The 14,310-nt window shown below is 44.1% G+C and carries 9 protein-coding genes; 7 read left to right on the top strand and 2 right to left on the bottom strand.

Annotation, left to right across the window (positions count from 1 at the left end):
• Positions 1-218: 218 nt before the first annotated feature.
• From R2J37_RS11600 to R2J37_RS11575, 6 genes are all read left to right on the top strand, one after another.
• On the top strand, positions 219-2,297 hold the full coding sequence (locus R2J37_RS11600; RefSeq protein ID WP_230105534.1) for an elongation factor G: 2,079 nt from the start codon (positions 219-221) through the stop codon (positions 2,295-2,297).
• Positions 2,298-2,467: 170 nt separating this feature from the next.
• Complete coding sequence (gene trkA, locus R2J37_RS11595; RefSeq protein ID WP_316265102.1) at positions 2,468-3,829, top strand: Trk system potassium transporter TrkA; 1,362 nt, start codon at positions 2,468-2,470, stop codon at positions 3,827-3,829.
• 13 nt (positions 3,830-3,842) lie between these two features.
• Complete coding sequence (locus tag R2J37_RS11590; RefSeq protein WP_230105536.1) at positions 3,843-5,285, top strand: TrkH family potassium uptake protein; 1,443 nt, start codon at positions 3,843-3,845, stop codon at positions 5,283-5,285.
• Between the two features lie 22 nt (positions 5,286-5,307).
• The gene (locus R2J37_RS11585) at positions 5,308-6,903 is read left to right on the top strand and encodes a CvpA family protein (RefSeq protein WP_316265100.1); all 1,596 of its coding nucleotides are present in this window, start codon (positions 5,308-5,310) and stop codon (positions 6,901-6,903) included.
• A gap of 31 nt (positions 6,904-6,934) precedes the next feature.
• Positions 6,935-7,867 (top strand): AEC family transporter, encoded by a 933-nt coding sequence (locus tag R2J37_RS11580; RefSeq protein ID WP_316265098.1) that lies wholly within the window; start codon positions 6,935-6,937, stop codon positions 7,865-7,867.
• Between the two features lie 43 nt (positions 7,868-7,910).
• The gene (locus R2J37_RS11575) at positions 7,911-9,539 is read left to right on the top strand and encodes a Na/Pi cotransporter family protein (RefSeq protein WP_316265096.1); all 1,629 of its coding nucleotides are present in this window, start codon (positions 7,911-7,913) and stop codon (positions 9,537-9,539) included.
• A gap of 136 nt (positions 9,540-9,675) precedes the next feature.
• On the opposite strand, the gene R2J37_RS11570 is transcribed toward R2J37_RS11575, so the two are convergent.
• Positions 9,676-10,101 carry a P-loop NTPase family protein gene (locus R2J37_RS11570; RefSeq protein WP_230105540.1) on the bottom strand — a complete coding sequence of 142 codons (426 nt, stop codon included), beginning with the start codon at positions 10,099-10,101 and terminating at the stop codon, positions 9,676-9,678.
• An 82-nt stretch (positions 10,102-10,183) separates the two neighbouring features.
• Entirely contained in the window at positions 10,184-11,587 is a 1,404-nt protein-coding gene (locus R2J37_RS11565) for an alanine/glycine:cation symporter family protein (RefSeq protein ID WP_316265094.1), read from the bottom strand.
• Between the two features lie 287 nt (positions 11,588-11,874).
• Between R2J37_RS11565 and leuS the strand changes: the two genes are divergently transcribed.
• Complete coding sequence (gene leuS / locus R2J37_RS11560; RefSeq protein ID WP_256195582.1) at positions 11,875-14,301, top strand: leucine--tRNA ligase; 2,427 nt, start codon at positions 11,875-11,877, stop codon at positions 14,299-14,301.
• Positions 14,302-14,310: the final 9 nt, after the last annotated feature.

Below are 14,310 nucleotides of genomic sequence, written 5' to 3'. Positions count from 1 at the left end.
TCTTTCATCACAATTAGTTAAATTTTACTATGTCCGCCGGGGCTTGTCAAAGACCAGGTGATATTTAAATCTGACTGAATGGAAAAAAATTTCCTCAAGACAGAATTGTATATTAATACCAGGCAGTATTTTGTAAAATGTGCATGAAATAGTTGTAAAAACAGTTTTTTTTTAGTACAATATACCCATGAGATTTTACAAAACAAGGAGGCAGCCATATGAAGGTTTACAGAACGGACGAAATCAGGAACGTGGTTCTTTTGGGACACGGAGGATGCGGAAAGACAAGCCTTGTTGAGGCAATGGCTTACGTATCGGGAGCCACCAGCCGTATGGGAAAGGTAGCCGACGGCAATACGATCAGTGATTTTGATAAAGAGGAACAGAAGCGGGGATTTTCTATCAGCACAACACTGGTACCCATCGAGTGGGAAAAAGCAAAGATCAATATTCTGGATACGCCGGGATATTTCGACTTTGTCGGAGAAGTGGAGGAAGCGGTCAGTGCAGCTGACGCCGCAGTTATTGTTGTTTCCGGAAAAGCAGGTGTAGAGGTAGGAACGGAGAAGGCCTGGGCACTCTGCGATAAATACAATCTGCCCCGCATGGTTTATGTGACAGAGATGGATGTGGATGATGCCAGCTTCCGTGAAGTGGTACAGCAGCTGACAGACCGGTATGGAAAGGTGATCGCGCCTCATTTTCAGCCGATCCGCGAAAATGAAAAGTTAGTAGGCTATGTAAATGTTATCAAGAATGCAGGAAGACGTTATACAGGCATCGGCCAGAGAGAAGAGTGCGAGATTCCGGATTACTGTAAACCAAACCTGGAAATCTACAGGGAAAAACTTCTTGAAGCAGTAGCAGAGACAAGTGAAGAATTTATGGAACGGTATTTTGCCGGAGAAGAATTTTCAATAGAAGAAATCAGGGCGGCAATGCGTACTGAGGTTATGGACGGCGATATTGTTCCGGTGGCAATGGGATCCAATATTCAGGCACAGGGAGTTGCCAACCTCCTTTCTGATATTGTTCGTTTCTTCCCAAGCCCGGACTGCAGAAAATGTGCGGGACTCAACAAAACAACAAATGAGATCTTTGAAGCAGACTACAATTTTTCCGCAGCAAAGAGCGCGTATGTATTTAAAACAATGGTGGATCCGTTTATCGGTAAATATTCCTTCGTTAAAGTATGCTCCGGCGTTCTGAAGGGAGATGATGTTCTCTACAATACTACTTCAGAGACAGAGGAAAAACTTGGAAAGATCTATACAATGTGCGGAAACAAGCCGGTTGAGGTAAGCGAGATGTTTGCCGGAGACATCGGCGCCATCGCAAAGCTTTCCAGCACAAAGACCGGGGATACACTGTCCGCGAAATCCAGTCAGATCGTATACGGAAAGACAGATTATTCCAAACCATATACATATATGAAGTATGTAGTGAAAAATAAAGGCGACGAGGACAAAGTATCACAGGCGCTGCAGAAAATGATGGCAGAGGATGTTACGCTTCGCGCAGTCAATGACAGCGAAAACCGGCAGAGCCTGATCTATGGTATGGGAGATCAGCACCTGGAGGTAGTTGCAAGCAAGCTCCTTGCAAGGTATAAATGCGAGATTACTCTGGAGACGCCGAAGGTTGCTTTCCGGGAAACTATCCGTAAAAAATCCGATGTTGATACAAAGTATAAGAAACAGTCCGGAGGACACGGACAGTATGGACATGTTAAAATGCGTTTTGAGCCGTCCGGCGATCTGGAGACTCCTTATGTATTTGAAGAAGAAGTAGTTGGAGGCGCTGTTCCGAAGAACTACTTCCCGGCAGTAGAGAAGGGACTGCAGGAATCTGTCCTGAAAGGACCTCTGGCAGGATATCCTGTTGTAGGCGTGAAGGCAGTTCTCTATGACGGATCTTACCATCCTGTAGATTCTTCAGAAATGGCGTTCAAGACAGCAACGATCCAGGCATTTAAGAAAGGTTTCATGGAGGCAGGCCCCGTTCTGCTTGAGCCGATCGCTTCTGTGAAGGTCACAGTCCCGGATGAGTATACCGGAGATATTATGGGTGATCTGAATAAGAGAAGAGGCCGTGTGCTTGGTATGAACCCGGTAAGCGGCGGTTATCAGGTAGTTGAAGCAGATGTGCCGATGACAGGTCTGTTCGGATATTGTACAAATCTTCGTTCCATGACAGGCGGACGCGGTACGTATGAGTATGAATTTGCCCGCTATGAGCAGGCCCCGTCTGATGTACAGGAAGCAGAGATTGCAAAGAGAGCTGCAGAAGAGGCATAAGATAACCTAAAACAAAGTGATTTAAGAGATATTTCAGGGAGGAAATTCCTTTCCTGGAATGTCTCTTTTTTCTATTGCAGTATAATACTAAAAGTGCTATAATCCACTTGCCATAATATCAGGGCAAGAAAAAACCTATAGAAAAACTACATAAAAAAGAGGGAAAAACGGTGAAGATAGTTATCATTGGAGATGGAAAGGTAGGCCATAAACTGACTGCCCAGCTTTCCGAAGAGGATTATGATATTGTGTTGATCGACCAGAATGAAGGCAGACTGAAGGAAGCGCTGAATCGCATGGATATATTCTGTATTACAGGAGACGGCGCAAATGTTGAAGTTCAGAAGGAAGCGGACGTTCCACATGCCGATCTGGTGATTGCCTGTGCATCTACAGACGAGTTGAATATGCTAAGCTGTCTCCTTGCCAAGCGTTTGGGGGCAAAGCATACGATTGCCAGAGTAAGGAATCCCATCTATTATAAACAGATCGGGTTGCTCAAAGAGGATCTGCATCTTAGTATGGCTGTAAATCCGGAACTTGCAGTTTCTCATGAGATTGCAAGAGTACTTCTTTTTCCGGATACCAGCAAGGTGGAAACTTTTGTAAAAGGCCGGGTGGAGTTGGTGGAATTTCCCATTCGTGCTGAGAGCCGCCTGAAAGATCTTTCATTGGCAGAGATTTACCGGAGATATCAGATCAAGATACTGGTATGTGCAGTAAAGCGTGGAAATGATGTATTTATTCCGGATGGAGAAACAGTGTTAAGAGAAGGGGATAAGATCCATATGGCTGCTACCCATAAGGAGCTGGAGTCATTTTTTAATGCCCTGGGAAAGAGAAGCGGAAAAGTAAAAAATGTGCTGATCTGCGGAGGCGGCAGCGTAAGCTATTATCTGGCAAGCCAGCTCGGATCAGACAGAATGAATGTAAAGATCATCGAGAAGGATTATAATAAATGTGAAAAGCTCTGTGAAATGCTGCCGGACGCAACGATCATCCATGGAGATGCTACAAATCACGACCTTTTGATCGAAGAGGGGATTGAGCATGCTGATGCCCTTGTGGCTCTGACAGGAATGGATGAAGAAAATATTATCATGGCGCTGTTTGCGAAAACAAAAAATGTGCCGAAGATCGTTGCTAAGGTTAATGAGGATTCCAGGGCACAGATGGTGGAAGGACTGGGAATTGACAGTATTGTGTCGGCAAAGAGTGCAACTGCCGATGTGATTCTAAGCTATGTGAGGGCAAGGCGTAAATCCTTAAAAAGTGCCAACGTGGAAGCTCTGTACCGACTGGTAAACGGTAAAGTTGAAGCATTGGAATTTATTATCCGGAAGGAATGTGAATACACCAACATCCCTCTGAAAGATCTGAAGACAAAGAAAAACTATCTTATTGCCTGCATCGGGAGAAAGGGAAAAATCCGGATTCCCAATGGTGATGATCATATTGAAGTCGGGGACAGCGTTGTAATCGTAACAACAGAGCGGGGAGTCAATGACCTGAAGGATATGCTGGAGAAATAGAGGGAAACAAAAAATGAACAGGAAGATGATTTTACATATTCTCGGTAAAATGATGGGAGTGGAGGGGCTTCTCCTTCTGATCCCGGCGCTTGTAGGATTGATCTATCAGGAAAAATGTGCGGTTTATTTTGTTATTACGGCCGCGGTGCTGGCAGTTATTTTCCTGCTGACAGGAAGGAAGAAACCGGAAAATACGATGCTTTACGGAAAAGACGGCCTGCTGATCGTTTCATCAGCCTGGATCTTGTGGTCGCTTTTTGGAGCACTTCCTTTTTTCCTTTCCGGATCGATCCCGAATTATATGGATGCATTTTTTGAAACCGTATCCGGATTTACCACGACAGGATCTACGATTCTGAAGAACGTGGAAGTGCTTCCGCAGTGTATGACTTTCTGGAGAAGTCTGACACACTGGGTAGGCGGAATGGGTGTGCTCGTTTTTGTTATGGTGCTGACGAACCTGGACAAGCAAAGTTCCATTCATCTGATGCGCGCGGAAGTACCAGGGCCAGAGAAAGATAAACTGGTTCCAAAATCACGGACAACAGCGCAGATCCTTTACGGAATGTATTTTATTTTGACGGCGATCCAGGTTGTTCTTCTGCTTTTGGGAGGAATGAATCTTTTTGATTCTCTGATCCATGCATTTGGGACAGCGGGGACAGGCGGATTTTCCAATTATGCAGACAGTGTGGGGCATTTCGACAGCGCCTATCTGGATGGAGTGATCAGTGTATTTATGATTCTGTTCGGGATCAACTTTAACCTGTACTTTTTCCTGGCGGTCCGTGAATTTAAACTGGTATTTAAAAATGAAGAATTACGGGCATATCTGCTCATCATATCAGGTGCGGTCGTAATGATAATGATCAATATTTATCCGATATACGGGTCTGTGGCCGAAGCATTCCGCTATTCGGCATTTCAGGTAGCATCGATCATTACCACTACCGGATACGCTACAGCAGATTATATGCTGTGGCCGGAGTTTTCCAGATGTGTGCTTGTAGCACTGATGATCATTGGAGCCTGTGCGTCTTCCACAGGAGGCGGAATCAAAGTATCAAGACTTTTGATCTCCCTGAAAAGTATTTATAAAGAAATCAAACAGATGCTGCACCCTAAGTCAGTAAATGTAGTAAAGCTGAATAAAAAGAAGCTGGGCGAGGATACAATAAGAAATGTCTATGTATATCTGCTTGCCTATATTACCCTTGCGATCGTATCAGTTTTGATTGTTTCACTGGATAATTTTGATTTTGAAACGACAGTCGGTTCGGTGATCACAGCGCTGGGTAATGTTGGCCCCGGCCTTGGTATGACCGGGCCGGTGGGAAGTTTTGCAGACTATTCACTTCTGGCAAAATTTGTGTTTTGTTTAGATATGTTGGCCGGAAGGCTTGAAATCTTCCCGTTTTTAATGTTATTCTCTTATGTATGGAGAAAAAAATTTTAAGACTCCATAAAAAGGAGGAATTATGAAAACAAGCAGAAAAGTATTGCTGGGGATGATTGTCCTGATCCTTGCAGGAATCTACTATTATGTAGCGCTCCCGGCAATTAATATCCACTCGTCGGACGTCTGGTTTTTTGCGCTGTTCCTTCTTGCTGTGCTTGCAGTTGCCTATGCAGTAAGAAAACGGTTGGGAAGAACAGAACTGAAGCAGTCCAGAGTCATGAAAATTTTCGGGATTTTGATCCTGATTATCGGAGTGGTTTATCTGGCAGGGACACTCCTGTCCTCACCTATTATTAATGCGAAAAAATATCAAAGTCTTTTAAAGGTAGAGGAACGAGAATTTACAAAAGATATCGAAGAAGTTTCTTTTGACAAAATACCGCTTCTTGATAAGGATTCTGCTGAAATTCTCGGCGACAGAAAAATGGGAAGCATGGTGGACATGGTATCACAGTTTGAGGCAGATAATATCTACAGTCAGATCAACTACCAGGACAGACCGGTGAGGGTATCTCCTCTGAAATATGCAAGTCCCATTAAGTGGCTGACAAATCAGTCGGAAGGAATACCGGCCTATATCATGATCGATATGACGAATCAAAATACAGAGCTGGTTAAATTGGAGGAAGGTATCAAATATTCCACAAGCGAATACTTTAACAGGAATATATACCGTCATTTGAGGTTTGCTCATCCGACCTATATTTACGGGGAACTGAGCTTTGAAATTGATGATGAAGGAGTTCCATATTGGATCGCTCCGGTGAAAAAATTTAATATTGGATTATTTGGAGGAGAAACAGTAGGAAAGGTCGTACTCTGTAATGCAATTACAGGGGAAACGACAACCTATGATGTGGAAGATGCGCCACAGTGGATTGACCGTGCCTATTCCGCAGATCTTCTGGTGGAACTGTTCAATTATTACGGTACGTTGAAGCATGGATTCTTCAATAGTATTTTAGGGCAGAGGGATTGTCTGCGGGCTACAGAAGGATATAATTATCTGGCTCTGGATGATGATGTGTGGATGTATACCGGCGTGACCTCAGTAAATGGAGATCAGTCCAATGTAGGATTCGTTCTGGCAAACCAGAGGACAATGGAAACAAGGTACTATGAAGTGGAAGGTGCAACAGAGGCAGCGGCCATGGCGTCTGCCGAAGGGCAGGTGCAGAATCTGAAATACACGGCCACTTTTCCGATGCTGCTTAATGTGGCAGATGAACCGACATATTTTATCGCACTGAAAGATGATGCCGGGCTGGTAAAAAAATATGCCCTTGTCAATATTCAGAAATATCAGATTGTGGCAGTGGGAGACAGTGTAAATGAATGTGAGGAAAGCTACAGAAATCTCCTTGTGAAAAATGGAATTACAAAAGAAGAAGAGGATACCCGGCAGGAAAAGAGCATAAGCGGCAAGATTACGAAAATTGCTCAAGGTGTCGTGGATGGAAATTCTCACTACTATATTATGCTTGACAGTTCAGACCAGATTTTTGATGTATCGGTAGTGGATCATATCGACATCATTCGATATGAAGAAGGACAGACAATTACAATGGAGTATAAAGAAGATACTCCTGCCAATACGGTAACGGCTATCCGTTAGACGGGCGAGGAAAAGATGGGATGAGAGAACAATGGAATTAAGTATACTGCTGGCGGAGCAGATCGCAGCGCTCTTTTTGATGGGGCTGGTAGGTTATCTGGCCGTGAAATCCGGAAAATTCAGAGAATATGAAAGCCGGATCATTTCAAATCTGGTAGTGTATATCTGTTCTCCTTGTGTGATCATTGATGCATTTCAGATCGATTTTACTGCAGATAAGGTCAAGGGGCTCCTTCTGGCCGGAGGGGCTTCGATACTGGTGCATATTATTTTGATCGGTGGAGGGAAGCTTCTATCGAAACCGTTCCATTTGAATGGGATTGAGAAAGCTTCAGTGGAATACAGTAACTCCGGAAATCTGATCGTTCCCCTGGTGGGAGCAGTACTTGGAGCAGAGTGGGTATTTTACACAACTGCATTTATGATCGTACAGACGATACTTATCTGGACCCATGGGCAGTCAGTGATCTGTCAGGGACTGGAGATGAATTACAGGAAAATATTACTGAATCCGAATATCATTGCGATTATAACAGGACTGTTTTTGTTCCTTACGAAAATACGCCTGCCTGTGATCGTAAATGAGTGTATCAGTGGATTTGGGGATATGATAGGACCTGCAAGCATGATGGTTGTGGGAATGATCATTGGAAATGTAGATTTGAAATGGGTATTTTGCCAGAAAAGGCCATATTTTATCTGCTTTTTACGGCTGATTTTCTTTCCGATGATCATTATACTGATTTTTGCATGCAGTGGAATCCGAAATCTTCATCCGGATGCTGAATATATCCTGATGATCGTCATACTGGCAGCCAGCGCTCCGGCAGCGGTTATGGTGACGCAGCTTGCGCAGATACATGACAGAGATGCCATATATGCCAGTGTAATAAATGTTATGTCTGTAATTTTCTGTATTGTTACTATGCCTTTGATGCTGCTCTTTTATGAAGAGCTTATCTAAAAGGTAAAAAATAAAAACAATCATACAAAGGATGGAAAAAATTATGGGAATCACAGAAGTTTTGCAGTTGCTAGGGGGACTTGCACTTTTCCTGTACGGTATGCAGATGATGAGTACCGGTCTGGAAACAGCGGCAGGAAACAAAATGAAGACAATCCTGGAAAAACTTACTTCTAACCGGATCAAAGGTGTTATTGCAGGTGCGATCATTACCGCAGTTATTCAGTCGTCTTCAGCAACCACAGTCATGGTTGTGGGATTTGTAAATTCAGGACTTATGACTCTTAGACAGGCTGTATGGGTAATTATGGGAGCCAATATCGGTACAACCATTACCGGACAGCTGATCGCTCTCGATGTAGGGGCTATGGCGCCGTTTTTTGCATTTGTCGGCGTGGCGTGCATCATGTTTGTGAAAAAAGAAAAAGTAAGACATATCAGTGAAGTGATCGCCGGATTCGGTGTGCTCTTCATCGGTATGGATATGATGGGGGCTGCTATGGTTCCTCTCCAGAGCTCGGAAGTGTTCATTAACTTTATGACAACCTTCCAGAATCCGCTGGCAGGAATTGCAATGGGTGCGATTTTTACCGCGATCATCCAGTCCTCTTCCGCGTCAGTAGGTATTCTGCAGGCGCTTGCTACAGCTGGACTTGTTCCTCTTTCCAGTGCGGTATATATTCTGTTTGGACAGAATATAGGAACATGTATTACAGCGGTTCTGGCGTCTATCGGAACAAAGACGAACGCGAAGAGAACCACGATCATTCATTTAATGTTCAATATTATCGGTTCTGTTTTATTTACAATTATTTGTATAGTGACACCATTCACATCTTTGATGGCACAGACAGCACCGGGTAACCCGGCTGCACAGATCGCCAATGTGCATACGACGTTTAATATTGTGACGACACTGCTCCTTCTGCCATTCGGAACTTATATGGCGAAGCTGGCAGAGAAAATCCTTCCGGAGAGCGAAAAAGAGAAGGAGGAAGTCAAACGTCTCAAATATATTGTTCCCTTTGAGACCAATTATCAGGTGGGACATGCAGCAATTGTACAGACACAGGTTGAGAAGGAAGTTGACCGTATGACAGGTATGGTCCGTAAAAATGTAGAGGAGAGTTTTGATGCCCTCTTAAACAATGATGTTGAGAAGCGGGAAGAGATTGATGAGAGGGAAGAATACATTGACTACCTCAATGTGGAGATATCCCGTTATATTGTCCATGTAATGTCTACAGAGGCCGGCAGTCAGGATTTGGTAAATATCAACGGCTACTATACTGTAGTGGGCAATCTGGAACGAATTGGCGATCATGCGATGAATATTGCGGGATATGCATCTAATCTGAAAAAGTGGAAACAGACTTTCTCCGAGGAAGCGCTTTCCGAAGTGCGGGCGATGCGTGACATGTGTCTGAAAACGATCGATACACTGGAAGGATTTACGCGGGGAGAGAAGGAAAAGATTCTGGAGCGCACAGCACAGAATGAGCAGAGGATTGACGATATGAGGGATGAATACCGTGACAAACAGGTAAACCGCATGCAGAAAGGAACCTGCCAGGCAGATACAGGTATTATCTATTCCGAAATCCTTACAGATTTTGAGCGAATCGGAGATCATGCGCTGAATATTGCACAGAAATATAATGAGATAGCATAGAAGGAAAACTTCTTTTTACAGATCGGGGACAGAGTATTTTGCAAATACTCTGTCCCCGACGTTATTTTACGGTCTAAAAAAGGTCCTGTGTCAATCATTTTCATTTGCACAGAACCTTTTTGTTTTCCCCAACTTTTTAATTTAATACCTTACAGGTCTCTGAAAGATTGATTCCTGTGAGATCATCCTTTCCGGCGCTGATGCTGACGTAAAAATCAATGTCGCATTGTGCGGAAATCTTTTCCAGACGTTCTACGAATTTTGGCATGTCCTCTGATTTGATGTGGTCGCGTTTCAAAATTCCATCGATAAAGATACACTCTACATCGTGATTAGCACTGTACATTCCGTACAGGAAACCGATATATTCATCAATATTTGTGATCGCATCATAGTCGTCCATACATACAACCCGAATATCAAATGCTACGCTGCTTGTATCACGATGACTGTTTTTGATAAAAACTACATTCCCGCTGCATGCCTTTGCCTGTTGATTTGCAAGATCGATCATCTGCTGTGTCTTACCGCTGCCTTTCGGCCCTGTCAATAAATTTACCATGGGAAACACTCCTTTTTTATGTATTTGACATACGTATTTTCTTAACATTTATTATACATGAATTTAATGAGAGAAACAATACTTAATTCCAGAAGTCTGTCTTGTCTTTCAGGGCAATATCTGCAGCTTTGAAGACCGGATTTTTGCCGGCTTTTTTCTGTTTGATATAATCCTGCAGACAATGTACGGCAGGTCCGCCCAGCAGGATGATGACAGGCAGGTTGATCAGTGCCAGAAAGCCCATGATTACGTCTGCTGTACTCCATGCTACGCTAAATTCCATTAAGGATCCGCCAAATACTACAACTGCTGCAAACAGACGGAAAACAGTCAGAAGTTTTTTGCCCGGTTTTTTATCACAGAGATAACCAAGGCCCATTTCTGCATAAAAGTAATTTCCGATCAGAGTTGTAAAGGCAAAAAGGAACAGGGCTACCGTGATGAAAACAGTACCAAAGGATCCAAGAGATTCCGCTGCCGCAGTCTGGACCCAGGGCATACCTTTGAGTTCATCACTGGGAGCTACCCCAGAGCAAAGAAGCATAAATGCCGTTGCGGAGCAGATCAGGATTGTGTCAATGAATACAGAAAGCATCTGGACAAGTCCCTGTTTTACAGGGTGGGATACGGATGCGCTTGCAGCGGCGTTAGGAGCGGAACCGACACCGGCTTCATTGGAGAAAAGTCCTCTTTTGATACCCTGCATGATGCAGGATCCTGTAAAGCCTCCAAAGATAGCCTTTAAGTCAAAAGCATTGGAGAAAATATCTGCAAACATCTGCGGTATAAGATTAAAATGTGTTACAACGATAAACAGCGCTACAGCAAGATAAAAAATACCCATAAAAGGAACAAGGATTCCGGTGATTTTGGAAATCTGTGTACTTCCGCCAAATACACACAGGCAGAAAATAACTGCAAGAATACCTCCAACTACCATCGGAGTCGTGGATTCATTAAAAAAACTGTAAGTACGGAAGGAGTCAGTGATGTTGAAAGATGCTACAAGATTGAAACCAACCATGTAGGTCATGATCAAAAAGACAGCAAACAAGGCTCCCAGCCATCGTTTTTTCAGAACTGCCTGGATATAGTAGGCAGGCCCGCCATAGCAGGTTCCGTCTTGAGCTTTTCTTTTGTAGATCTGTGCCAGAGTACTCTCAATAAACGCAGAGGCACTGCCGAGAAGAGCAGTTACCCACATCCAGAAGACAGCTCCGGCGCCGCCAAGGCATATGGCCGTAGAAATACCGGCAATGTTTCCCGTTCCTACTCTGGAAGCGGTGGATACCATCAGAGCCTGAAAAGAAGAAAGACCGTTTTCGTCATTTTTGGGTTCCATTACGACGCGGATAGACTCACCCAGCATGCGAAATTGTACGAAACGTGTCTTGAAAGTAAAGTAGATCCCTGTACCAAGAAGCAGGACAATCAGAATGTAGCTGTACAAAAGATCGCTCAAAGTGTTGATGATTTGTGCAAACATGTTCAAACCTCTCTTTCCTGTTGTGTTGGATTCTATAATCGGTCATTTTGGCAGGAAATATGCGCTTCCTCTAAAATGGCCATGCTTATATATCATAATAGAAAGAAGCGGGGTTTGTCCAGCAAAACCGGGAAATTTTCTTACATATTATTAAAGATAATTGCCGGGGAAAACTTGACAGGAAAAACTCGTATGGTAAAATTAAAAGATAGTGTATACTCTTGGCTGTATATGCATTTATCAAGGAAGAGTATTTACGCGTATGCATGATTTAGGAGGAATGAATAATGGCTGTACCTTATAATCATAAGGCGATTGAGAAAAAATGGCGGGAAAACTGGGAGAAAAATCCAGTTAACGTCAAAGTAGATAAGACTGGCAAAGAGCGCGAGAAATATTACTGCCTGGATATGTTTCCGTATCCATCAGGAAATGGCCTCCACGTAGGACACTGGAGAGGATATGTTATTTCTGATGTGTGGAGCAGATACAAATTATTGCAGGGATATTATATTATTCATCCCATGGGATGGGATGCGTTCGGACTTCCGGCAGAAAACTATGCGATCAAGATGGGAGTACATCCGGCAAAATCTACTGCAGAAAATGTAAAGCACATCAAAGAGCAGATCAACCAGATCGCAGCGTTGTATGACTGGGATATGGAAGTCAATACAACGGACCCGGAATTTTATAAATGGACACAGTGGATCTTTGTGAAAATGTTCAAAGAGGGTCTGGCATATGAAAAAGAATTTCCGATCAACTGGTGTCCGTCCTGTAAGACAGGTCTTGCAAATGAAGAGGTTGTAAACGGAAAATGTGAAAGATGCGGTACGGAAGTGACGAAGAAAAACCTCCGTCAGTGGATGCTGAAGATCACCGCTTATGCAGAGCGTCTTTTAAATGATCTGGACAAGCTTGACTGGCCGGAGAAAGTGAAAAAGATGCAGTCTGACTGGATCGGTAAATCCTACGGAGCGGAAGTGGATTTCCCGGTAGAAGGACGGGACGATAAGATCACAGTCTACACCACAAGACCGGATACGCTGTACGGCGCTACTTTCATGGTACTTGCTCCGGAACATAAGCTGGCGGCAGAGCTCGCTACACCGGAATATAAAGAGGCGGTTGACCAGTATATTTATGAGGCATCCATGAAGTCAAACGTGGATCGTCTGCAGGATAAGGAGAAGACAGGCGTTTTTACAGGAAGTTATGCCATCAACCCGCTGAACGGAGAGAAGACACCGATCTGGCTGTCCGATTATGTACTGGCGGATTATGGTACAGGAGCGATCATGTGCGTACCTGCCCATGATGACCGCGACTTTGAATTTGCTACCAAATTCGGAATCCCGATCGTTCAGGTTATTTCCAAAGACGGCAAAGAAATAGAAAATATGACAGAGGCATATACCGAGGCATCAGGAATCATGATCAATTCCGGAGAGTGGAACGGAATGGAATCTTCTGTGCTGAAAAAGGAAGGCCCGCATATTATAGAGAAAAAAGGAATCGGACGAGCTACGGTAAATTACAAGCTGCGTGACTGGGTATTTTCCCGTCAGCGTTACTGGGGAGAACCGATCCCGATCGTACACTGTCCGGACTGCGGCGCTGTGCCGGTACCGGAAGAGGAGCTGCCGCTCCGTCTGCCGGATGTGGAGTCCTATGAGCCTACAGGTACAGGAGAATCTCCGCTTGCAGGTATCGAGGAATGGGTAAACTGCAAGTGTCCGGTATGTGGAAAACCAGCTAAGAGAGAGACAAATACCATGCCGCAGTGGGCAGGATCTTCCTGGTATTTCCTGCGCTATGTGGATAATCACAACAGCGAGGAGCTTGTATCAAGGGAGAAGGCAGATGCGCTGCTTCCGGTAGATATGTATATCGGCGGAGTAGAGCATGCGGTGCTCCATCTGCTCTATTCCAGATTTTACACAAAATTCCTGTGTGATATCGGAGTGATCGATTTTGACGAGCCGTTTACAAAGCTGTTCAATCAGGGAATGATCACCGGAAAGAATGGTATCAAGATGAGCAAATCCAAAGGAAATGTCGTATCTCCGGATGATCTGGTAAGAGATTACGGATGCGATTCTCTTAGAATGTATGAGCTGTTTGTAGGTCCGCCGGAACTGGATGCCGAGTGGGATGACAGAGGAATCGACGGAGTATATCGTTTCCTGAAGAAAGTATGGAACCTCCTTCAGGACAGCAAGGAGAAAGAGATCGAGGCGTCAAAGGATATGGTAAAAGAACGTCATAAACTGATTTATGATGTTACAACTCGTCTGGAGAGCTTCAGCCTCAATACAGTTATTTCCGCATTTATGGAACATACAAACAAGCTGACAGAGATCGCGAAGAAAGCCGGCGGCATAGACAAAGAGACATTGGAAGCTCTGGCTGTGCTCCTTGCTCCGTTTGCACCTCATATGGCAGAGGAAATGTGGGAAGAGCTGGGGCATGAAGAGACTGTATTCCATGCAGGATGGCCGTCTTACGATAAAGAAGCAATGAAGGACGATGAGATTGAGATCGCTGTCCAGATCAATGGAAAAACAAGAGCAGTCGTATCACTTCCTGCAGAGATTTCTAAAGAAGAAGCCCTGGAGAAAGGAAAAGAAGCTGTCAAAGACAAACTGACCGGAACCATTGTAAAGGAAATCTATGTGCCGGGAAGAATTATAAATATTGTACAGAAGTAAGCTGTGCGG

Origin of the sequence: Claveliimonas bilis (assembly GCF_030296775.1) — a bacterium.
Lineage (GTDB): Bacteria > Bacillota > Clostridia > Lachnospirales > Lachnospiraceae > Claveliimonas > Claveliimonas bilis.
Note: the sequence above shows the minus strand (reverse complement) of the source record. Positions and strands in the feature narration are given on the sequence as shown.